Origin of the sequence: Glutamicibacter ardleyensis (assembly GCF_014644555.1) — a bacterium.
GTDB lineage: Bacteria > Actinomycetota > Actinomycetes > Actinomycetales > Micrococcaceae > Glutamicibacter > Glutamicibacter bergerei.
In genome coordinates this window covers 119,500-139,324 of sequence record NZ_BMKX01000004.1, presented here as the reverse complement: position 1 = coordinate 139,324, position 19,825 = coordinate 119,500, and the positions used below count along the sequence as shown (strand labels likewise).

Here is a 19,825-nt window from a genome sequence, read left to right as displayed (position 1 = left end):
CGCTGTGCGCGCGGCGCTGGACATGTTGGTGCCGCATGCCACGTCAGGCAGTTTTTCCGTTCCTTGAAAGATGTTTCATGCCAGCGGCAATTCCGGCTCAAGCAATCGGCTCAAACGGCACTGACGCTTCAAAATAGGCAGATTTTCCTGCCTCGGATTGTGCTGGGATTTTAGATCCAGCGCAGAATCAACTGTGCTGCCAGGCTCTATCCAGGGTGGTCCGGTGCTCATCGCGGTCTCGGCATCTGGCAACCCGCAGATACGTCGGATTCCAGCCGCTCCAGAGCTAGCCTCCGCGGGCACAGCTATGCACTCGCTGGGAATGCGGATCAGCACCGTTCAGTGCCGTTTGGGCTGGACGCCTTAGGGAACAAATCCGGAGGACCCGGTGTAAGAATCGTGCATCCTGCACACACAGGTGCCATAGGTTTTCCCGATTGAACCTACCAGCCACTCGCCTGACCGCACGGATTGTGGAGTCGTTCCAGTGGCCAATGTAAGGATACCCGCGAGATTCACAGGCATTGCGGAGCTTGCGGGTATGCAGGCACAAGCTTGGAAATCCTCATTTGCATTCCATGCAATAGTCGACTCAGCGCGGCAACGTCATGGCCGCCTGAGAGAAGTTTTCTCGTGTCACGCCCCTATCGAGGCGCAGCTTCAGCAGTCCGGCACCACAGCCGGTCAGGCTGTTTGGATTTGATGATTTCATTGACGAACGCAGCAGAAGGAGAAACTCATGATCAACACAGACCAGCTACACGAATTAAGCCTTATCGGCGGCACCGTCACCGGAAACGATGGGGAGAAGATTGGAAAGCTCGGCCAAGTTTTCCTGGACGAACAAACCGGTGAACCTGAGTGGGTTACCGTGAACACCGGGTTCTTCGGCCTGTCAGAAAACTTCGTCCCCCTGGCCGATGCCAGCGTTGCCGGAGACACCTTGAATGTTCCTTTCGACAAGAAGACGGTCAAGGAGGCTCCGCGAGTCGATGCCCAGACACAGTTGAGCCCCTCCGAGGAGCAGGAGCTCTTCGAGTACTACGGCCGGGCTTATGACTTCGCGGAACCAATCGGCGTCGACACCGATTCGACTGCAGGCGAGGCATCCACCGGATATTTGCAGCGGCCAGGTCTCGATGATGAAGTTGCAGGAGCCGATCAGTCCATGATCCGTTCCGAAGAACAGCTGCGTGTGGGCACTGAGCAGGTGCAGACCGGCAAGGTCCGGTTGCGCAAGCACGTAGTGACCGAGGACGTGACCACAACCGTTCCCGTCAGCCACGAAGAGGTCAGGCTCGAACGCGAGCCGATTACCGGAGCTCAGGCTTCGGACACAGTGGCAGGTGGCGATCTGGGTTCCGAGGAACAGGAAGTCACGCTCCATGCCGAACGTCCAGTGGTTGACAAGGAAGCCGTTCCCGTCGAGCGGGTCCGCTTGGACAAGGAAACGGTCGTCGAGGACGAGCGTATCGATGAGCAACTGCGCAAGGAACGAATTGAAACCGACGGCTTGGATGACGGGCCAAACCGTTAAACTGATGTTCGCCGGCCGCAGCTGAGGCTGGCGGATGCACTTCCGACAAGGGCCGGTTCAGTATGCCGGCCCTTGTCGGCGCCTCAAAATTTCTTGGTCTTCACTAAACTCCGGATTAAGCAGTGTGGGGCATCGGCCCGAAGGCAGATGCCCCACTTGGTGGCAATGCTTGTCAGCGGCCTCCCGCGCCGAGGTGGCTAGAGCGGCATCTAGTTCCTGTAAGAAAGTTGTGCTTCTGTGGCAGTTGCCCGATAGGCCGGAATGAGGTGGGCCACGGCACTGTATTTCCAGTACTTGACCCGGAAAGTCATCATTCCTTCGTGTTCGGCCGCCTCAAAGAGCGCGCCGATGCTGGTCCCCTGCGCAACACTGTTCACAATGCTCAGCGCCGGGTTCGGAGCTGAAACATGCAAGAACAACGGGTCTGCACTGCGTGGATCAAGCATGGCAACGAGCACTGCCCGCCCGTGCACGGATACCAATGCCATCACGTCCTCAAGTGCCTCTTGGGATTCGGACATCACCACAGGCATACCTTCAACCCAGCCATACTGGGACAAGTGCTTGCGCCCTTCACGGGAACCTAAGAGTTCAGTTACTCGTTCGGCAGTTTTCGACCTCACAATACGTCCCGCCACGTGCACTACCTCCATATTTGTTCGTAACTCTTCGAGTACTCCCTTTACGCCGCACTGTTCCCGTGCTCCGGAAAACCGTGTCTGATTAGAATCTGGATTTGCAGCCACGCGATGTCCACACATGCAACAAATTCCAAAAGACCAAGTCAGTAAACACAAGTTATCAATTCGTTACACCACTTCGCAAGACCGGATCCATGTTGCCAAATCCGCTCTTGCACGGTAGCGGACTATTGGCGGCTGCAGGCACTGCCCTCTTCAACCGCTCTTCATGCCTGAGAACACGGAGTTTGAGGACCCGCTACGAATGCGCTCCCCCGCTGGCGTCAGTTCACGAGTGGCAACGCAAAAGCCCACGTTTACAAACCGGGACGCTCAGCTGACTTTCAGGTTTACGGACACTGCTTTCACCATCCAAGCCCAAGCGAACTGTCGAAGCAGAGCCGGGCAACCCAGCGCCCTATCCGGCATACCTTGAAGTAATTCCTTGGCGGACGTGTGGGTCATCTGACAGCCCTGCAATGTGCTGCGAACGCTTAGTGCCGACATCGCAGCTGCAGAAATTTACGGCAGGCTACGGATACGTTTCCTCGAACTCCAGCTCTCCTTCGTCATCATGGACAAAGATCACCGCGTCTCCGAGTTTTTCAGCCTTGGCCAACGCCTGCTGGTAGGCCTCTGCTTGGGATTTGCTCGTTGTCACGTGTTGTCCGCCGAGGGAAACAGTCCATTGTCCGGGGTCTTTGACCAGCACATGCAGATGATTTCTGCTCATTTTCCGAATCCTTTTCGTCTTTGCACTTACTCGTTATGGCCTTCTGTCATTCTCGCACCGCCAAGTAGCAAGCATCGGCTTCGCGTGAGATCCACAGATTCCCTTGAGACTGTCCATTCGTCGAAGCGCTGGGACAACGCTTCCTGTGAAAAATCCCGGCAGAGCCAATACACTGCCATCGAGTGTGATGGCATTACGTGGAGAAATCAGGCTGGCGCGACCGCCGCACCAGTGATGAATTCCCAGAATCGCGCCACGGGCCTCAGCTATTTGCCGAAGGCAACTGTCCCCGGCCCTAAACACCGGGCTGCCGGCAATCCTTGAAACCTGAGTATTTCCTGTGCACCTAGGCTCTTGCTTCCCGCGCGCGCTCCAGACCTCTAGCGTGTCTGACACGCGGGAAAACACCGTGCGGCGCGTGAGCGTCATCCGTTCTGTTGCTGATCAAGAACGAAGGAGAGCCACCATGAACACACGAAACACCCCCTCTGATGTCCGATCTGCGGTGGAGAAGGCCGCTCTGTTGATAGGCATAGTCTTCCTCCTCGTCGGCGTCCTGGGATTCATTCCGGGAGTCACGACAAACTACGATTCGCTTTCAGGAGCAGGGCACCATTCCGAGGCGAAGCTCCTCGGGATTTTCCAAGTCTCCTACCTGCACAACGCAGTGCACCTTTTGTTCGGCATTGCCGGACTCATCATGGCGCGCAGCATCCCGGCGGCAAAAAGCTACCTCGTGGTCGGCGGAATCATCTATCTGCTGCTCTGGATTTACGGGCTGATCATCGACTTTGACAGCGCAGCCAACTTCATCCCGCTCAACGATGCAGATAATTGGCTTCATCTGGTCCTCGGCGTAGGAATGGTGGCCCTTGGCCTGTTGCTGACACGGCGCGGCCAGCATCCCGATCACCGCAATTCCTTGGAGACCCGTTAACCGTATTCCAAGGGTCTAGCACTTTAAAGGCAGCGTCCCCAAGGGCGCTGCCTTTAGCATGCGGTTACCGGAGCTGGAGTCTGGCTAGAAATTCGCTGGCGGGTCAGAGGCCGGGAACGACTCATCTTCCCACTCCCGGACGAGTTCTTCGTTCTGCAAGATTTCTTCGTCCGTGTTCTCCGTCTGGGAAGTATTCTGCTCGACTGGATCGTTAGGGGCTGGGTCATGCACCATGTTTCTCCTTGGATTCATTCGGGGCAACGTACTGCGGTGGACGATACCGGCTGGTTCTACCTGTCCGCCAGCATTATCCGGATACTGCCAGCTAATGGAAGCGGCGGTTTCCCAGATTCCGGCCGGGTGCTGATGGGGCTTAAGCTTGTCGGTCAGTTTTCACGGATCTGAATGAATTTTTCGCACGCAGGGCAAAGCTTGGAGCGAGGTGAGAATGTCCCTTGCTGTTTTACACCCACAGGGCATCAGTAGTAGCGTCCAATTTAGCTGGTGTCCCCTCGGGACCACCGCCGAACATGTCAGATTCACTGCAAAGGAGAAAAATATGTCGAACACAAAAAACACTCCAGCAAGCAAGACCCGCAAGGAAAATGCTGAGGGAGGCTTTATTGCCCCGGCAGTTCTGCGCGACTCGCTGCAATCGGTGCTCATCCAGTTGCTCGACCTGCAGCTGGTCGGCAAGCAGATTCATTGGAATGTCGTCGGGCCCAATTTTCGCGACCTGCATCAGAACCTCGATGAGATCGTGGCCATTGCCCGCCGAGGTTCCGATGAAATCGCCGAGCGCATGCGTGCAGTGCATGTGACCCCAGACGGACTGGCAGCCACCATCACCAAGTACACGGAGCTGGACCAACCAACCAATGGTGAAATCCTCACCACGACCGCTGTAGATATCGTGGTCAAGGCCTTGGAAGCAACGGTTGGCGTCATGCGTGAAGTACATGATCCGGTGGACGAGGCAGACCCAACCACCGCCGACATCCTGCATGAATACATTGCCCTACTCGAGCAGCAGGCCTGGTTCATCAGCGCAGAAACGCGTAAGCCTTAGACGCTGAGCTTTAAAAGTACGTGGGACCAGTTCACTATGAACTGGTCCCACGTACCTTTTGCTGCCCGAGGCCGCTCAAGCGCGGTCTGCAAGTAGAGCTTCGCCCGAATGGCGGGCGCAACTGGCGCAGCAGTAGATTCCGGTGCCGCTTTCCACCCCGTGGCCTAGAATTCGGCACCCGCAATGGGCACAGCTCGGTGCCATCAGGTGGATGGCGCATTCAAAGCTATCGAAGGTTTTCGTCTGTTCGCCTCTCGTCACGGTGAACGTCTTGTCGTATTCGTTACCGCACGTGTCGCAGAGAGCCATGGAAGCACTCCTTTCTGGTTGGTGTTTCTTTTCTAGACCTTTATCCGTCGCAGGGAAACCCCGGTAGCGGTTTTCTTCGGGCGCTCCCAGCTTGATCATTCGCAATCGGCAGCACTACATACGCATTTCACTATGGGCATTGGCCAATAGATGGCTGATGGAACCACGCTCAAAGGCTGCCCGCTGACGGACTGCGCCGTTTCCCATTTCCAAGATATTGCGCAGGGAGTGCACGGCGAAGTCATAATCTCCGCTCTCTCGCAGCGCCGGTTCAATCAGCCGCAACAACCGGCTCATCAGGTCCTTGCTGCTGACGGTACTTCCGTCACCGGGGTTGATCTGGTTTCCGGTAAGCCCATGCTTGGCAGCCTGCCAGAAGGCAATGTCCAGTCTTTCAGGAAGATACTCGTAGGACGTTGCCCCGGGTTTCAGTGCCGTATCCACGACCGCCCGGGCCAGTACGGCAATGAGAACTGAGTCATGAGCACGCAATTGCGAATCTGCGACGCGCAGCTCAATGGTGGGATGGGTTTCTGAAAGCCGTACGGCCCATCCGATATGTCCTTGATCAGGGACTGCTTCCGTGTCGACCAGCACACGCAGCCTACTCTCGTAGTCCAATGCGTCGCTGAAATGCGGGGGGATCCCCTGAACGGACCATTTGCGGTAGTGGATAGTGCGCCAGGAAGAAAATCCGCTGTCCGCTCCGTGCCACAGGGGCGAGTTGGCGCCCAGGGCGCAGAATAACGGCAACCACGGCCGCAGGAAATTTAATGCCCTTACCCCCGCGTCACGATCAGGGATGGACACATGAATATGCAGTCCGCACATGTAATGCTCCGAGGTGATTCCCGGAAGCAGCGCATGGATGTCTTGGTATCGCTCGTTATCGGTCACCGTCGGAGTTTTCTGCGCGATCATTGGTGCCGCACCGAGCCCGGCGACAATCATTGAAGACGCTTCGGCTTGGTGGGCCAAAGCAGAACGGAAACCACGCAGTTCCGCCAGCGCCTGATTTCTGTCTTCGCAGATGGCACTGGCGTACTCCAGCTGGCAAGCCAGTAGCTCATGCTGCACCTCTCCACGCCGCTGCGAGTCGAGCAGTTCTTTGAACGGGTTGGGATCCGGTTCGGCCGGTAGCCCGGTTTCCGCATCGATCATGAAGAATTCTTCTTCGATACCGAAGGTACTCATGTTCCTCTCCCTTCAGTGGGCCATTGGCCAATGATTTCCCTAGCGTGCTGAATGCGGACCTTCTGTTCAGCTGTCCAGCTGTAGCCTCAGAATGCCATTTGCCCGGTCCCCACTCAAGATCCAGCAACTCGGAAACCTCCCCCAATTAGCTGGATTTTTCTGCTTTTACACGCACCAAAAGACGGACTGTGCTAGGCCATATACCCAGTGCAGTCCGAGTTTCTGGGATTTACCATAAAGAAAAGCGCCGGCACTGGCGAAGCGTCCGGCGGAAGCCTAGCGTGTGCGGTACCTGGCAGGTTCTTCCAATCGATCCCCGCCAGCAGAGAGGTGAGAAGAGATGGCAGAGAAAAGTAGTTCCAACCGAATCAAGGATGAAGAACTCTATGAAGAGCTCCGCGACGAGGGCAATTCCAAGCAGAAATCCGCTCGGATTGCCAACGCCGCGGCCCGCGATGGCCGCGGCAAAGTGGGCGAACGCGGTGGTGAGTCCGGCAGCTATGAGGACTGGACCGTTCAGGAGCTCAAAGAACGAGCCAAGGAAATCGGCCTGGAAAACTACTCAGACAAACGCAAGAACGAACTAATAGACATGCTCCGAGACAGCTAATTGCCTGAAACGAGGTATCAACGATGACTGAACGCGCAAATTACGGTAACAGTTCCGGTCCGACGGACGAACCGGAGGAAAAGAACGTGGTTCACCGGGGACCGATTTCAGACCCGGACCAAGACGGGGAATCCACGGCTGAAGAAGCAGAGGATCCCAATCGATTTGATGCCGGATAGCCGGCAGTAAGGAGTACCAGCATGACTTCGCGACAGCCTGAAAAAGCTCCCCGCAGGAAACACCTGGGATTGGGGCTGCTGATTGGCGGTTTGATCATCTTGGCCTTTTTCTTGTCGTTCTTGCTGATCCCGCAGAATGCTGACAGGTCGTTCTCCCCGATGTGGATAGGTGTCGCCTGGGGCGCACTGATGGCCATCTGGGGCCTGTTCAGGATGATCAAGGGTCCAAGCAGTCTTGACCACCCGCGCGGTGGCAGTGACGCGGGACTCTAGTGAGACCCATTAACGAGAACCCACTGACGATGGGGACAGGAATTTCCTGTCCCCATCGTCAGCTATATCTGAAGCCAAGGTAGTAAACAATGAGCCTGTGGAAACCAGAATACTTCTCAAGTCCGGCGCTGGTCATTGTCGATATGCAAAATGCTTTCTTCGAGACTGCCGAACTGGCGAAGCTGCGCCAGCAGGTGGCCGGGCAGTGCAACAGGCTGCTGACCGAAGCCCGCGCTCATGATCTGCTGATAGTCAATATCCGCACCATTCACCAGCGCGATAAATCGACCTGGACGTTGAGCATGCTCGAAGATGACCAAGGATTCCTCTTTGAAGGAACAGTGCAGACTCACAACCTTGCTGAACTGGACCTATCCCGCGCGGTGGAAGTCGTCAAGCATCGCGACAGCGCCTTCTGGCAAACCGGTCTGGACGGGCTTCTGCAGTTCCACAGGATCCGAGGGCTGATTCTGGCCGGAGTGGCTTCAGATTCCTGCATCGCAGCCACCGCGGCAGATGCCTTTGCAGCGAACTACCGCGTAGCCATCGCCAGTCAGGCCGTAGCCTCCGCAGACCCGGATTTTGAACAAACCACGCTGCACCAGTTGGAAGTACTGCACCGCCAGCCTGCGGTAGACACTGGGAGTTTGCTCAAGGCGATGTCACGCGGCAAGCGCATCTAGTACATTGACCAGCTAACCGGGTTGCATCCGGTGTCCATCCTCAATCTTAGGAGTAAAAAATGTCGTTCAACGAAGCAGAATTCCAAGCCGTGAACCAAGAGGGTCTGGAAGATGAACCACTAGATGGCCGCGACGGCCAACCGGTCTCCGAAGGCTCCTCCGATGCCCCGCAGACCTTGGAGGCATCCGATCCGCTGCGCAGCGACGAGGCCATGGCCCAAGACCAGCAAGCCACCGATCCGCTTGCCGTAGCCACCGAATCTTCCGCAGAACTGAACCAGACACTGCGCGAGAATTTTACCGATGATCCTGCAGCTACCCCGGACGAGCCAGAGCCAACCCAGTCAGGCGAATAGCCGCCCAGAGAAACCCAGTCAGCCAGAAGGAACACAGATTCATGAGCAGCCAGAGCGTGGCCGACGAACTTATCGCACGATTGCACACCTGGGGTGTTACCCGGCTCTTTGGATACAGCGGGGACGGAATCAATCCGATACTCGGTGCCCTGCGGCGCAGCGAGTCCGGCATGAGTTTTGTCCAAGCCAGGCACGAGGAAAATGCCGCGTTCATGGCCGTGGCCCATTCCAAATACGGGCTCGGGCAGTACGCCGATGAGCACACGGCAGACCAAAACGCGGCAGTGGATCTGGGAGTGGTGCTTGCAACCCAAGGTCCGGGCGCCGTGCATCTGCTCAACGGGCTTTATGATGCCAAATTGGATTCAATGCCGGTGCTTGCCATTGTCGGCCAGCAGAACACCACCGCCTTAGGCAGCGGATACCAGCAGGAATTGGATCTGGAAGCGATGTTCAAAGACGTTGCGGTCTATTGCGAGCAAATTACCGCGCCAGAGCAACTGCACCTCGTGCTGGACCGGGCAATCCGCACCGCTCTGGCTTCCTCCGGTCCAGCGGTAGTGATTGTGCCGCACGACGTACAGCAAGCCGACGCTGCACAGCCTGGAACCACACACGCGCAGATTCCCACCGCGGTGGTGTGGGAAGCGCCGTTGGTGGTACCCCGGGAGCCGGAACTGAAGCAAGCGGTCAAGCTGCTCAATGAGTCCGAGAAAATCGTGATGCTGGTGGGCCAGGGCGCGCGCGGTGCGACAAAAGAAGTTCACTCCGTGGCTCAGCTTCTGGATGCCGGTATTGTCACGAGTTTGCTGGGCAAACCCTATGTTGACGAATCCTGGCCGCAGGCAGCCGGGGTGATGGGCCACATGGGCAGCACCGCAAGCGCAGCCCTTCTGGAGGCCTGCGATTTGCTGCTGATTGTCGGGTCCAATGATCCGTGGACCGAGTTCTATCCGCCAGGTGCCCGGGCAAAGGCCATTCAGATTGATATCAATGCCCGGTGTCCGGGCAACCGGTATCCGGTAGACGTGGCATTGGTTGCCGATGCCGCACATACCTTGCGTGCATTGGAAGAACGGTTGTCCCCGGCGCCTGCGCGGCGCAAGCCCTGGCGTGATCAGGTGCGTGCGGAAGTTGCCAAGTGGCGGTCCGTGGCGGTGAAGCGCGCAATGACTCCGGCACATCCCATCAACCCTGAACGGGTGGTGCATGAGCTATCCGGGTTGATCCCATCCGAGGCGCAGGTAGCCGTGGATGTGGGAAGCTGCGTGTATTGGTATGCCCGGCAGCTTCGGTTGCCACCGGGGGTGCCGGCGCATCTATGCAGCACCCTGGCCAGCATGGGCGCTGGCGTCCCTTATGGGCTGGCGGCGAAAATGCGTGATCCGCGGCGCCCAACGGTTGTCCTGGCTGGGGATGGGGCAATGCAGATGAGCGGCAATGCCGAATTGGTGACACTCTCCGAGCTGTGGAAAGAGTGGGAGGACCCGCGCTTCATTATCTGCGTTTTTAATAACCGGGACCTCGCCGAGGTCTCCTGGGAACAACGGGAAACCGAAGGCGAGCCACGCTTTCGGCCAAGCCAGGATCTTCCAGGCTTCCCCTTCGCCGAATACGCACAAATGCTGGGTCTGTCGGCTCTGAGCATTTCCAACCCGGACTCGATTGCCGACGCGTGGGAGCAGGCTTTGGCATCCGACCGCCCCATGCTGTTGGAAATGCATACCGATCCAAATGTTCCATTGCTGGCGCCGTTCCCGCAGGGAGAAAGCACGCTGGAAAATATGCGCAAAGGCCTGAGATCAGAAGGACCAGCCGGCGAGCGCGCCTTGCAGCTGCTTGAGGTCTACGCGGACATGGAAAGCACACGTAAGAGCTCCGACTAGGCGCGAGCTCATTAATCTGCTGACCTGACGTTGCGGAAACGTTGCGGACCCCCGGAGCATGGCTCCGGGGGTCCGATTTCCTGGCATCGGTGACCGCGCAGGATTCATTTCTTCACTTCGCGCGGCTGAGAAAAGAAGTCCGGTAGTTCAAGTACCGGCGTCACCACCACGTCATAGGCTTTCCAATCCGTATCTTCCAAGGCAGCTTGCACTTCGTGGATTTGGGACATGGTCAGGTCCACGGCTACTGGAACGATAAACGCTTCGACGTGCAGGACCTGGCCCAGTTCCCTGGCCCTGATCCCGCAGTCCTTGATCCAGCCGAAGGACCGCAATTGCGCTTCTAGTTCCGGGATCAGCGGGTGCGGATCTTTTCCGTTATAGGAAGTAGCCCGGCGGTCCAGCAGATCCACGGTAGCCGAGCGGGTATTCGTCCAGCCGTCGCGCACGATGCCCACCGAGATCACCAGCGCTGCGACGCCATCTAGCCACCATAAGCCGAACGCGATGCCGCCGACCCCGACAATGGACGCGACGTTAGTCTGCCAATCTGCTTTGGCCATGGAAGCATCTGCATAGAGCAACTTATTGTTCAGCGGTTTGGCCGTCTTGATTTTCAACTGCCCTAGAATCACCGCAGGTATGGCTAGCATCGTCATAATTGCGATCATCAGCCAGCCTTGCCAGATCGTGTACCCGAACAGGTTCATGGTTCCGATGGTTGGATGCTCCACCTTGACCAGCGCTGAAATTGCTTCATAGGCCAAAAGCGCGCCAATGGCCAGCAAGGCGACTCCCGCCACCAGGTGTCCGGCGCTCATGGTCCGGTGGTACCCATAGGGATGAGTTGGACGCCGGGATTTACGAACGTAGATGCCGGCAGTAAGGAAGGCTACCTGCGGCAGAACCGAGAGCATGTCTTCAACCCAGGCAGTACGCATTGCTTGGGAATTACCGACCACCAACGCGACGAGAGTAATAGTGCAGGCGGCATAGCCGATGCTGATCCACTCCAGCTTGGTCGCCCGGCGCATCAATTGCTGTTGCTCTTCGGGCAGGTGCGTTCCAGCTTCCGGCTTCATGGCATCTCCTGAGTCTGATCCAAGAAGTACTCAAGCTCGCCAAGAAAAGCGTTCTCTCCGGGAGGAACCAGCAGAACCAACTTTTCTTTCTTGCCCTTCTCATCAATGATCTGTGTGTAAGGACGGGTCATGCCGACCTTCTTGGACCACGGAGTTTTACTGCTGATCCCGCCCACCACTAAATCAACCTGATCCTCTTCAAGCTTTTTGACCAGACTTTCTTCTCCCCCGACAATGAACTCAGCTTTGGCGCCTAGGCTCTGCGCGAAGTCCTTGGCCAACTGGACTTCGCTGCCTTGGTAGGAGGACCCCTTGATTTCCACCAGAGATTCATTGGGAGAAAGCCCAATGCGCAAGGTGTCGTTGCGTACCGAGTCAAGCGTGCCTTCCGGATCCACGGGAATCGCCTTCGAACATCCAGCGAGTCCAAGCACCAGACTCATGCCTATCAAAGCAGCACCACGAGGACGGCTATGGGATTGGCTCATAGTCAACCCATCCTTTCGTATCTCAAAGATTTCTCCTCCAAGTTACTAATGCCTCGAACGTACTGCACCGTGGGATGCCAACCCACCTATCCCCGGGAACTATCAGGAACAGCACTCAGACGGGCAAACCCCGTCCAGGGTTTACCCGTCCTCATGCCTGAAGCTTTACTCAGCGACAGGGAACCTCTCCCACGCACGATGTTCCGCCAATGAGTCCTCGGCCGTTTGAGCGACCGCGCCAACGTCAACGGTACTGACCCCCGGAGCGTCATCGACAATACCAAGCGCATCCAGCAGACCGTCACCCTGGCCGGCAATGCAGATAATGGCTTTGCTGTGCCGGTAAGCCTCATTGACCAGCAACGAGACCCTTGGATCTACCGGAACGAATCCTGCGCTGGGTGCCCCGGCCTTCGCATCAAGCGGTACCGAAGAATCATCGGCCGGCGGAAGCGGTCCAATGAGCACCAACGCATCAAATTCTATGGAACGTGCGGTCAGATACGTACGGTCAATCGGCAGCCCGTCCGCTACCTGTCCGCCTTTCGATGAGACCAACAAGGGGTTCATGCCCAATCCGGTCAGGTCCTGGGCAATCTGCGCCACGTGCTCTTCATTGCCCCGGTTGAAGATCACCGCAACATTGCGCCCGTCAACCGGCCAACGCGCTCCAATCTGGGAGAGTGCGGCACTGGGCTGTGGCTGCGGCAGGTCTGCGGGGGCCCGCTGTGCTTCCAGTCCCAAGGCCTCGGCCACGGTGGAGGCCAGCTGCTGATCAATGTGCGTCAGGCAGTCCACCTGCCGCTGGCGAACCGCAACATCGGAACACTTACCCAACTCAAAGGAGTACGCCTGCTGTACGTGGGCCTGCTCCTGCGCGGTGAGGCTCAGGTAGAACAACCGCGCCTGGCTGTAATGATCGGAGAAACTCGCCGGCTCGGCACGCACCTTCTCGCTATCCCCCAGTGCTTGGGGAAAGTCCAACGGCGGATGTTCCCCCGAAGCCATCTGTGACATATACGGGCAACCTCCATCCAAGGAATTGGGCTGGTATGGGGCAATGCCCTGCGGCACACGATGTTCGTGGAAGCCATCACGGAACATGTCATTGACCGGCGACTGCGGCTGGTTGATGGGGATCTGCGCAAAGTTCGGTCCGCCAAGACGAGTTAGCTGGGTATCAAGATAAGAGAATAAACGTGCCTGCAGCAACGGATCATCGGTGACATCAATGCCCGGCACCAAATGCCCCGGATGGAAGGCAACTTGCTCCGTCTGGGCAAAGTAGTTCTCCGGGTTCCGGTCAAGCACCATCTTTCCCAAGGCCTGGACCGGAGCCAGTTCCTCAGGGATGAACTTGGTCGGATCAAGCAGGTCAATGCCTTCAAAGGTATAGGTGCCATCATCGGGAAAGATCTGCACACCTAGTTCCCACTGCGGATAATGGCCCGCGCTGATAGCTTCGGCCAAATCACGGCGGTGAAAATCCGGGTCGGCGCCTGCCGCAAGCTGGGATTCTTCCCAGACCAGCGAATGCACCCCGAGCGCAGGCTTCCAATGGAATTTCACCAACGAAGATTCACCGCTGTCACTGACCATCCGGAAGGTGTGGACACCGAATCCTTCCATCATCCGGTATGAGCGTGGAATTCCCCGGTCACTCATCTGCCACATTGCATGCGCTTGCGCCGGAGTATGCAGCGACACAAAATCCCAGAACGTATCATGGGCTGATTGCGCCTGCGGAATCTCCACATCTGGATGCGGTTTCGCCGCATGAACCAGATCCGGGAACTTCACCCCATCTTGGATGAAGAACACCGGGATATTGTTCCCCACCAAATCGAAGATTCCCTCCTCGGTGTAGAACTTGGTCGCAAACCCCCGTGTGTCACGCGCCGTGTCCATGGAACCGCGGGAACCTACCACGTTGGAAAAACGGACAAAAACGCGGGTTTCCTTTCCCGGCTGCAGGAAGTCGGCACGGCACAGCTGCGAAGCATTGCCATAACTGACAAAAGTTCCGTGAGCTGCCGCCCCGCGGGCATGGACCACCCGCTCGGGGATCCGCTCATGATCAAAGTGCATGATCTTTTCGCGAAGATGGTGATCTTGCAGCAGGGTGGGGCCGCGCTCGCCGGCCTTCAATGAGTGGTCGGTGTCGCTTACCGGTGCACCTTGGGTGGTGGTGAGAGTTTCACTGTCTTGTCCGGGACCCGATAGTACTGGCGGATGCGCCGGCTTCGAGGGCTGTTCTGGTTGATTAGTCATGTCACGTTCCCAGCTTCGAATAGATTGCCTGTGGATGCCAGCCACGTTAGGGAACCTTCCTAGTGCTGGCCAGTACATCAACTAATTCCCATGATTTTCACATCTTCGGCCGAACATGCAGAAGCTCGCCGGTGGATGATCCAACCGGCGAGCTTCCTATAGTTCCAGATTTTCTCAGGCTTTGTTCTCTGCCCAGAGATAGCCGCTTTCGTTGTGCTCTGCGGCGTCAATACCCTCGATTTCGGTCTGTGCCGAGACACGCCATGGCGTGATTTTCTCGATGACCGTGGCGATGACCCAGGTCATCGCCGCCGAGAAGAGAAGCACCACCAGGAGCGTCATGAACTGGGCGACCAGTTGGCCCATTCCCCCGCCGTAGAACAACCCGCCGGCGTTCGACTCGGTAGGCAGGGCAAGGAACCCAAGGAACAAGGTACCGATGACGCCGGAGACCAGGTGCACACCGACCACATCGAGTGAGTCATCGTAGCCAAGCTTCCATTTCAGGTTCACTGCCCAGGCAGAGCCGGCACCGGCAATCAGTCCAAGCAGCAGGGCGGCCCACGGTGCCACGTCTGCACAAGCGGGGGTAATGGCTACGAGTCCCGAGACGAGACCGGAGGCCACACCGACCGAGCTCGGGCGCTGGCCGCGGAGTTTCTCCACAAAGATCCAGCCCAGGATCGCAGCGGCTGGAGCTCCCATGGTGTTGATCCAGATCAGTCCGGCCTGTTCGACGGTGGTGGCGGCCCCGGCATTAAAACCGAACCAGCCAAACCAGAGCAGTGCAGCGCCGAGCATCACCAGTGGGGTGTTGTGCGGCTGGGGACGGTCATGGAAGTTGTGACGCTGTCCAAGCTTGAGCGCAAGAACCAGGGCCGCAACACCGGCGTTGGTGTGTACCACCGCGCCTCCGGCAAAGTCGATGGCTTCACCGAAGATGCTTCCGAGGAAACCGTCTTCTGACAGCATCCCGCCACCCCAGATCCAGAAGGCCACCGGTGCGTAGACCAGTGAAACCCACAGCGGCACAAAGAGCAGCCATGGGGCGAAGCGGCTGCGGTCAGCGATGGCCCCGGAGATGATAGCTACCGAAATCAATGCGAAGGTCCCGGAGAAACCGGCGGTGAGAAGCCCGGCTGGCTCGGTGTTGTGCATCGCAATGTCGCTGAACGGATTGCCGATGATTCCGGCAATCGCTGGTTGTCCTGCAGAGAGCGAGTAGCCCCACAGAATCCAGACGATGGCGCTCAGTGCTGCGGCGGAGAAACTCATCAGCATCATATTGACCACACCGGTGGACCGGGTCATTCCGCCGTAAAACAGGCCAAGTGCCGGTGTCATCAAGAGAACTAGCGCTGCGGCGATCATGATCCATAAGCTGGCTGTATCCAACTGCATCAGGGACCCATCTCCTCAAAAGTGTTAGGTGTATCGGTGAGTGAATCAGGTCTTTCAAGTACTAATTCTTGATCACCAATATTTCGTAAGGAGGCACTTTTGATTTCGGGGACGTGACGATCAACGCTTTGGTGTAACGATCTGCGCTCACAAATGTTTCCGGCTGGTTTCCGCCTATTCGCTCAACGGCAACCGGCTCGGTCTCTGCGCAGAGCAGGAACCGAGCCGAAGCGTTAATAATGAAAATATGGTCAGAGTTGTTTGAGCTTGATGACCTCAAACTTGGGAACGGTAGTCGATCCACCAATTTGAGTGTCGTAGCTCAAGGATCCGGTGACCGTTGCGGTGACCTGAATGATGTCATCTGCCAGTACGTCATCCAAAATATCGCAGTCAGATAGACCATCACCGGCGGTAAACATTGAGTTGTGCTCGTAGTCGTACTTTCCCACGTGCGCGTGGGCGACGTCAGCACGGAAGATGCAAGGTCCAGTGGCCGAATCGAACTGGGTGACCTTGGCATAGATAATGACGTTCTTATCTATGTTCGAGTCTGGCTTCTTCACAATCTGAGCCAGTGCACGCTTGGAAATTTTCTTTGCCTTGTTGGCTTTAGCCGCTTCGGCTTTCTTGGCAGCTTCCTTTGCCGCTTATTCCTTATCCTTCCCGGCTTTCTCCCGCTTCAAATTCTTGAGTGGAAACGCCACAGGCGGTCAGGGCGAAAAGCATGGCCAAGAAGCTGGCCAGAGTTACCATGAGCTTTTTCATTGATGTTCCATTGTGGGTGCGAGATATCCGATGCCCCATGCATCCGATAACAGCATCTTCACAGCGGCAACCGACACTTTGACCGGATCTGCTAATACTTGAGAGATGAACCGCGAATTTTTCATTCAGGACGCGTTGCATGTTGCACCGAAATTACTCGGCTCCCAGTTTTCTGTGGAATCCGCTGAAGGAATGGTGACCCTGCGCATTACTGAGGTGGAAGCCTATATGGGTGTGGGCGCCATAGGACCGTACGATCCTGGAAGCCATTCAAAGGACCGCCGCACCGAACGTAATGCGTCGATGTTTTTGGACCCGGGCTACGCGTACGTGTACTTCAGCTACGGAATGCACTACGCAATAAATTTTGTCTGTTCGCCAGCGGATTCCGCTTCGGGAGTACTCATCCGCGCAGGCGAGATAATCGAGGGAAGCGAGATTGCCCAGCGGAGAAGACTCATAAAGCGCAAAGGCAGCGGCACCAGAATTCCAGGCCATCAGCTGGCCCGCGGGCCTGGCAATGTGGCTCAGTCGCTCGGCATCACGCGGATAGAGCATGATGGACTGGATTTGTTCTCCTCCCCTTTCTTACTGCAAGCGCCCCTGCATCACCCGGCGCAGATTTCCAGTGGTCCACGAGTGGGAGTCGCCGGTGTTGCCGGCGGATCTGAGTTTCCATGGCGCTTCTGGTTGCCCGGCGATCCTACCGTCTCGGCGTTTCGGCGCGGACGCGATGCCCCATTTTAGGGACGGACGCCGCCTGAAAACTATTGTTTGCCGGATTCACTGGCCTGCGCCGATGCCGAAGATGGTGAATTCTTGGACTCTTCGGGCCTCGAAGTTGCCCGGGTGGTGGGGGTCTGCTTGGTAGGAGCTACCGGCGAAGAACTCGGAACTTCCTCAATAAGCTGAAGGCTTGGGCTGGGTGTAGCCCTGGGAGTCTGTGATGCTTCGGGCACCGTAGGCTTGCTGCTCGGTGTATCTACTGAAGGCGTCTGTGACGGCGACGTGGTCGACGTTGGGCTGACCGAATGCGAAGCACTGGGTTCAGCCGGCCGACTCTGGCTCTGCGATGGCGAAGTGCTCAGACTGGGCGTCGGCGAAGACGGCGTAGGCTTCACTTCTTCAGGTTTGCTGGGCGTCGGCGCAACCGTTGGCGGACTCGGAGGAGCAGATGGCTTCGCCGAAACCGTAGGTTCCGGTTTCGGTATGACCGGCGTGTCATCTTCTGGCACCACCACATCAGGATTCTTCTCTTTTTCAATCTTGTTCTTCGACTCTGCCTTGGGTGCGTTCCTAGCGTCAACAGTCAGCGAAGTGGAATCAATCATGGCTTCTGGCTGACCAGGGTTAGCAGGCAAATACAGCCGAGGATCATTCCACCGGCCATCGAGGAGCACTTCAAAATGCACGTGGCATCCGGTGGAGTTGCCTGTGGTGCCCGACAGGGCAATGACTTCTCCTCGTTGCACGTTCTGGCCGGCTCGAACAAGCATCTTCGAATTGTGGCTGTATCCGGTATGCACGTTATATCCGTGATCGAGGGTGACCCGCAGGCCCGAGTGGCCGGCCCAGTTGGCGACGACTACTCGACCGGATTCGCTGGCGTAGACCGGGGAGCCGCAGGCAATGGGGTAATCCTGTCCAATATGGATCTGGTTCCCTGCACCCGTTGGATTTGCGCGCCAACCATAAGGGCTCGAAATTCTCCGGGTCGTGACCGGATGCATCAGTTGAAGCCCTCCGGGCAGTTTGCCCACAGACCCAACTCGTCCTGCCAATAATGCGCGTTGTGCCGGTTCCTGCGCAGATTGCTGCTGACTTGGGAACGTAGTTAAGCCGTCGTTTTCATTCAGTTGGCCGCTGTCACCAATTTGAACGACTGGGATATTTGTGGGGCGCCCATCAATTGCAAGTTCTTTGCCGGAGCCAGCGAAGACCGCCAACGGCGCAAATTCACTGACAACTATGGGATAGTCGTGAAAGCTTGCCGTGTCCAGGGATCCAATTGCTGTCGGTATCGAACCTGTTCTGAGGTCTGCCGGCTGAGCCAGTAGCGGCCAAGCAAGTGCACCAGTGAGGCTCAGTGCGGACAGCACGGAAGTTGTCCAGATCATCAGCGGTTTGCTATATCGTGCTCGCTGGGTTCTGGGCAATAGGTAGGTCACGTGGTGTCGGCGTTGCACAATAATCCGGTCCCCCAAAGACGAATTGATTGTAGTGCTCCAGACTATGCCCAATATCCGAAGGAATCTAGACGGACTGCTTATAAAGTCCATTTGTCCGTCGACAGATGGTGCTAGTTCTGAAGATTCCGAAGATCTTGACTTAGCGGTGGACGGCGCGTAACAGCCAAACCAGTTGTCGTGCGGACGTTGAAGATCTCATCGCGTTAGAAGGCTCGCGGCATGGAGATGTCCAGCACATCCAGCGCATCAAATAAGAAGGATATTTTTAGGCTGATCAGTCCTTTTATGAAATCCGGCTTCGTTGCTGATAATTCCTCCAGCAAATTCGGAGGTGCTGGAGACTTTATAAGCTCCGGCAAGGAAGATATCCTCAGAAGATCACTCCACGATGATCACCGAGCGCCCAATGCGAAACCCGGGGAATGCGCCTGAATAAAGATTCAGGAAGCTCGTGGTCGAGCAGCTTTCGAACAGCTGCTGTCAACGGAGGAAGATATGAACACCCCTGAACTGCACACGCATGCGATCCAACGCCTCAATGAACTGCTGCACTGCCCCATAGCTCAAAGGCATCTCGCGGCATATGGATGGGTCTCAGGGATGCCGGTAGTCTTTGCGCAAGGTGCCGAGATGGTTGAAGACGTGATGGGCTTTATTTCCATCCATGGGCGGGCCGTACTCTTGGTGCTTACCGATGCACCCAACGATGAACTGCAGCTATGGCATGTCACTGTTCCCAGCCCTATCTTCACCAGAGTCCCGCCTCTGCCGTCTGGGACTACGCTCGCCGAGCTCTGTGTCAGGCACAGCAATAACAGGCTTATGCCGTTCCGCGTCGCTTTCTGGGCGCATAGCGCCGCCATCCACCAAATACCTCTCTATGTTCGCAGCGACAACAGCGATGCAAGTGCCACTCCGGCACCCGGCACACACTAAGTGATTGCCCGCTCCCATAAATGCATGCTTTCAGGCCCGAGCATCCCTCTTAATTCCAGGATATTTCGGCGCTCATGATAATCAACGTGGAGTTCCGGGAATTTAGCTGATGGGATTGGAGTTTTACTCGGATCTACTTGACCCAATTGTGCAGTATTCAGGCAACTTGAACCCGAGAAATAGCAGATGCCGAGGTGTTGACGTGAACTTTTCTTACCATTCATCTTTAATGCTGGCTTTGCTG

25 protein-coding genes are annotated in these 19,825 nt (G+C 56.8%); 13 read left to right on the top strand and 12 right to left on the bottom strand.

What is annotated here, in order from left to right; genetic code table 11:
• The first annotated feature begins 193 nt into the window (after positions 1 to 193).
• A complete protein-coding gene (locus IEX04_RS09890) occupies positions 194 to 367 on the top strand; it encodes a hypothetical protein (RefSeq protein ID WP_188685463.1) in 174 nt (57 codons plus the stop codon).
• A gap of 372 nt (positions 368 to 739) precedes the next feature.
• Complete coding sequence (locus IEX04_RS09885) at positions 740 to 1,537, top strand: DUF2382 domain-containing protein (RefSeq protein ID WP_188685461.1); 798 nt, start codon at positions 740 to 742, stop codon at positions 1,535 to 1,537.
• A 209-nt stretch (positions 1,538 to 1,746) separates the two neighbouring features.
• On the opposite strand, the gene IEX04_RS09880 is transcribed toward IEX04_RS09885, so the two are convergent.
• The gene (locus IEX04_RS09880; protein ID WP_188685649.1) at positions 1,747 to 2,175 is read right to left on the bottom strand and encodes a hypothetical protein; all 429 of its coding nucleotides are present in this window, start codon (positions 2,173 to 2,175) and stop codon (positions 1,747 to 1,749) included.
• A 574-nt stretch (positions 2,176 to 2,749) separates the two neighbouring features.
• On the bottom strand, positions 2,750 to 2,950 hold the full coding sequence (locus IEX04_RS09875; protein ID WP_188685460.1) for a DUF2188 domain-containing protein: 201 nt from the start codon (positions 2,948 to 2,950) through the stop codon (positions 2,750 to 2,752).
• 466 nt (positions 2,951 to 3,416) lie between these two features.
• On the opposite strand from IEX04_RS09875, the gene IEX04_RS09870 reads away from it, so the two are divergent.
• Entirely contained in the window at positions 3,417 to 3,887 is a 471-nt protein-coding gene (locus IEX04_RS09870; RefSeq protein ID WP_188685458.1) for a DUF4383 domain-containing protein, read from the top strand.
• A gap of 84 nt (positions 3,888 to 3,971) precedes the next feature.
• On the opposite strand, the gene IEX04_RS09865 is transcribed toward IEX04_RS09870, so the two are convergent.
• The gene (locus tag IEX04_RS09865) at positions 3,972 to 4,121 is read right to left on the bottom strand and encodes a hypothetical protein (protein ID WP_170947773.1); all 150 of its coding nucleotides are present in this window, start codon (positions 4,119 to 4,121) and stop codon (positions 3,972 to 3,974) included.
• Here IEX04_RS09865 and IEX04_RS09860 point away from each other — a divergent pair.
• Positions 4,113 to 4,292, top strand: a complete 180-nt coding sequence (locus IEX04_RS09860) for a hypothetical protein (RefSeq protein ID WP_096254969.1) — start codon at positions 4,113 to 4,115, stop codon at positions 4,290 to 4,292. The two genes, IEX04_RS09865 and IEX04_RS09860, sit on opposite strands and share 9 nt — an antisense overlap.
• 154 nt (positions 4,293 to 4,446) lie before the next feature.
• The gene (locus IEX04_RS09855; RefSeq protein WP_096254968.1) at positions 4,447 to 4,956 is read left to right on the top strand and encodes a Dps family protein; all 510 of its coding nucleotides are present in this window, start codon (positions 4,447 to 4,449) and stop codon (positions 4,954 to 4,956) included.
• Positions 4,957 to 5,031: 75 nt separating this feature from the next.
• Here IEX04_RS09855 and IEX04_RS19240 read toward each other — a convergent pair whose 3' ends face one another.
• Together IEX04_RS19240 and IEX04_RS09850 are read right to left on the bottom strand one after the other, a co-directional pair.
• Positions 5,032 to 5,265 carry a metallothionein gene (locus IEX04_RS19240; protein ID WP_096254967.1) on the bottom strand — a complete coding sequence of 78 codons (234 nt, stop codon included), beginning with the start codon at positions 5,263 to 5,265 and terminating at the stop codon, positions 5,032 to 5,034.
• A 114-nt stretch (positions 5,266 to 5,379) separates the two neighbouring features.
• The gene (locus IEX04_RS09850) at positions 5,380 to 6,459 is read right to left on the bottom strand and encodes a carboxylate-amine ligase (protein WP_096254966.1); all 1,080 of its coding nucleotides are present in this window, start codon (positions 6,457 to 6,459) and stop codon (positions 5,380 to 5,382) included.
• A 340-nt stretch (positions 6,460 to 6,799) separates the two neighbouring features.
• Between IEX04_RS09850 and IEX04_RS09845 the strand changes: the two genes are divergently transcribed.
• From IEX04_RS09845 to IEX04_RS09820, 6 genes are all read left to right on the top strand, one after another.
• A complete protein-coding gene (locus tag IEX04_RS09845) occupies positions 6,800 to 7,069 on the top strand; it encodes a DUF7218 family protein (RefSeq protein ID WP_096254965.1) in 270 nt (89 codons plus the stop codon).
• A 23-nt stretch (positions 7,070 to 7,092) separates the two neighbouring features.
• Complete coding sequence (locus IEX04_RS09840) at positions 7,093 to 7,248, top strand: hypothetical protein (protein ID WP_188685456.1); 156 nt, start codon at positions 7,093 to 7,095, stop codon at positions 7,246 to 7,248.
• Positions 7,249 to 7,269: 21 nt separating this feature from the next.
• Positions 7,270 to 7,521, top strand: coding sequence for a hypothetical protein (locus IEX04_RS09835; protein WP_096254964.1), 252 nt, complete (start codon positions 7,270 to 7,272; stop codon positions 7,519 to 7,521).
• An 89-nt stretch (positions 7,522 to 7,610) separates the two neighbouring features.
• The gene (locus IEX04_RS09830; protein WP_188685454.1) at positions 7,611 to 8,204 is read left to right on the top strand and encodes a cysteine hydrolase family protein; all 594 of its coding nucleotides are present in this window, start codon (positions 7,611 to 7,613) and stop codon (positions 8,202 to 8,204) included.
• Positions 8,205 to 8,263: 59 nt separating this feature from the next.
• On the top strand, positions 8,264 to 8,560 hold the full coding sequence (locus IEX04_RS09825; RefSeq protein ID WP_188685452.1) for a hypothetical protein: 297 nt from the start codon (positions 8,264 to 8,266) through the stop codon (positions 8,558 to 8,560).
• Positions 8,561 to 8,601: 41 nt separating this feature from the next.
• Entirely contained in the window at positions 8,602 to 10,446 is a 1,845-nt protein-coding gene (locus IEX04_RS09820; protein WP_188685451.1) for a thiamine pyrophosphate-requiring protein, read from the top strand.
• Positions 10,447 to 10,550: 104 nt separating this feature from the next.
• On the opposite strand, the gene IEX04_RS09815 is transcribed toward IEX04_RS09820, so the two are convergent.
• The 5 genes from IEX04_RS09815 to IEX04_RS09795 all read right to left on the bottom strand — a co-directional run bounded on the left by IEX04_RS09815 (position 10,551) and on the right by IEX04_RS09795 (position 16,254).
• Positions 10,551 to 11,528 (bottom strand): cation diffusion facilitator family transporter, encoded by a 978-nt coding sequence (locus tag IEX04_RS09815; protein ID WP_188685449.1) that lies wholly within the window; start codon positions 11,526 to 11,528, stop codon positions 10,551 to 10,553.
• Positions 11,525 to 12,016, bottom strand: a complete 492-nt coding sequence (locus IEX04_RS09810; protein ID WP_229677091.1) for a transporter substrate-binding domain-containing protein — start codon at positions 12,014 to 12,016, stop codon at positions 11,525 to 11,527. Before IEX04_RS09810 ends, IEX04_RS09815 begins: the two co-directional genes overlap by 4 nt.
• Before the next feature lie 165 nt (positions 12,017 to 12,181).
• A complete protein-coding gene (locus IEX04_RS09805) occupies positions 12,182 to 14,287 on the bottom strand; it encodes a catalase (RefSeq protein ID WP_229677090.1) in 2,106 nt (701 codons plus the stop codon).
• Between the two features lie 174 nt (positions 14,288 to 14,461).
• Positions 14,462 to 15,688 carry an ammonium transporter gene (locus tag IEX04_RS09800; RefSeq protein WP_188685445.1) on the bottom strand — a complete coding sequence of 409 codons (1,227 nt, stop codon included), beginning with the start codon at positions 15,686 to 15,688 and terminating at the stop codon, positions 14,462 to 14,464.
• A gap of 251 nt (positions 15,689 to 15,939) precedes the next feature.
• Positions 15,940 to 16,254, bottom strand: coding sequence for a hypothetical protein (locus tag IEX04_RS09795; RefSeq protein ID WP_188685443.1), 315 nt, complete (start codon positions 16,252 to 16,254; stop codon positions 15,940 to 15,942).
• 307 nt (positions 16,255 to 16,561) lie between these two features.
• Between IEX04_RS09795 and IEX04_RS09790 the strand changes: the two genes are divergently transcribed.
• Positions 16,562 to 17,203, top strand: a complete 642-nt coding sequence (locus tag IEX04_RS09790; RefSeq protein WP_188685441.1) for a DNA-3-methyladenine glycosylase — start codon at positions 16,562 to 16,564, stop codon at positions 17,201 to 17,203.
• 20 nt (positions 17,204 to 17,223) lie between these two features.
• On the opposite strand, the gene IEX04_RS09785 is transcribed toward IEX04_RS09790, so the two are convergent.
• Complete coding sequence (locus IEX04_RS09785) at positions 17,224 to 18,573, bottom strand: M23 family metallopeptidase (protein WP_188685439.1); 1,350 nt, start codon at positions 18,571 to 18,573, stop codon at positions 17,224 to 17,226.
• A 275-nt stretch (positions 18,574 to 18,848) separates the two neighbouring features.
• The gene (locus IEX04_RS09780) at positions 18,849 to 19,004 is read right to left on the bottom strand and encodes a hypothetical protein (protein ID WP_188685437.1); all 156 of its coding nucleotides are present in this window, start codon (positions 19,002 to 19,004) and stop codon (positions 18,849 to 18,851) included.
• A 136-nt stretch (positions 19,005 to 19,140) separates the two neighbouring features.
• Here IEX04_RS09780 and IEX04_RS09775 point away from each other — a divergent pair, with 136 nt between their 5' ends.
• On the top strand, positions 19,141 to 19,581 hold the full coding sequence (locus IEX04_RS09775; protein WP_188685435.1) for a hypothetical protein: 441 nt from the start codon (positions 19,141 to 19,143) through the stop codon (positions 19,579 to 19,581).
• Positions 19,582 to 19,825: the final 244 nt, after the last annotated feature.

Bases quoted from the DNA above. Each gene is read 5' to 3' on its own strand.
- IEX04_RS09825 (WP_188685452.1), top strand. From the start codon at position 8,264: ATGTCGTTCAACGAAGCAGAATTCCAAGCCGTGAACCAAGAGGGTCTG.
- IEX04_RS09810 (WP_229677091.1), bottom strand. From the start codon at position 12,016: ATGAGCCAATCCCATAGCCGTCCTCGTGGTGCTGCTTTGATAGGCATG.
- IEX04_RS09840 (WP_188685456.1), top strand. From the start codon at position 7,093: ATGACTGAACGCGCAAATTACGGTAACAGTTCCGGTCCGACGGACGAA.
- IEX04_RS19240 (WP_096254967.1), bottom strand. From the start codon at position 5,265: ATGGCTCTCTGCGACACGTGCGGTAACGAATACGACAAGACGTTCACC.
- IEX04_RS09785 (WP_188685439.1), bottom strand. From the start codon at position 18,573: ATGATCTGGACAACTTCCGTGCTGTCCGCACTGAGCCTCACTGGTGCA.
- IEX04_RS09820 (WP_188685451.1), top strand. From the start codon at position 8,602: ATGAGCAGCCAGAGCGTGGCCGACGAACTTATCGCACGATTGCACACC.
- IEX04_RS09885 (WP_188685461.1), top strand. From the start codon at position 740: ATGATCAACACAGACCAGCTACACGAATTAAGCCTTATCGGCGGCACC.
- IEX04_RS09800 (WP_188685445.1), bottom strand. From the start codon at position 15,688: ATGCAGTTGGATACAGCCAGCTTATGGATCATGATCGCCGCAGCGCTA.
- IEX04_RS09790 (WP_188685441.1), top strand. From the start codon at position 16,562: ATGAACCGCGAATTTTTCATTCAGGACGCGTTGCATGTTGCACCGAAA.
- IEX04_RS09850 (WP_096254966.1), bottom strand. From the start codon at position 6,459: ATGAGTACCTTCGGTATCGAAGAAGAATTCTTCATGATCGATGCGGAA.
- IEX04_RS09875 (WP_188685460.1), bottom strand. From the start codon at position 2,950: ATGAGCAGAAATCATCTGCATGTGCTGGTCAAAGACCCCGGACAATGG.
- IEX04_RS09870 (WP_188685458.1), top strand. From the start codon at position 3,417: ATGAACACACGAAACACCCCCTCTGATGTCCGATCTGCGGTGGAGAAG.
- IEX04_RS09860 (WP_096254969.1), top strand. From the start codon at position 4,113: ATGCACCATGTTTCTCCTTGGATTCATTCGGGGCAACGTACTGCGGTG.
- IEX04_RS09855 (WP_096254968.1), top strand. From the start codon at position 4,447: ATGTCGAACACAAAAAACACTCCAGCAAGCAAGACCCGCAAGGAAAAT.
- IEX04_RS09865 (WP_170947773.1), bottom strand. From the start codon at position 4,121: ATGGTGCATGACCCAGCCCCTAACGATCCAGTCGAGCAGAATACTTCC.
- IEX04_RS09830 (WP_188685454.1), top strand. From the start codon at position 7,611: ATGAGCCTGTGGAAACCAGAATACTTCTCAAGTCCGGCGCTGGTCATT.
- IEX04_RS09805 (WP_229677090.1), bottom strand. From the start codon at position 14,287: ATGACTAATCAACCAGAACAGCCCTCGAAGCCGGCGCATCCGCCAGTA.
- IEX04_RS09835 (WP_096254964.1), top strand. From the start codon at position 7,270: ATGACTTCGCGACAGCCTGAAAAAGCTCCCCGCAGGAAACACCTGGGA.
- IEX04_RS09775 (WP_188685435.1), top strand. From the start codon at position 19,141: ATGAACACCCCTGAACTGCACACGCATGCGATCCAACGCCTCAATGAA.
- IEX04_RS09845 (WP_096254965.1), top strand. From the start codon at position 6,800: ATGGCAGAGAAAAGTAGTTCCAACCGAATCAAGGATGAAGAACTCTAT.
- IEX04_RS09815 (WP_188685449.1), bottom strand. From the start codon at position 11,528: ATGAAGCCGGAAGCTGGAACGCACCTGCCCGAAGAGCAACAGCAATTG.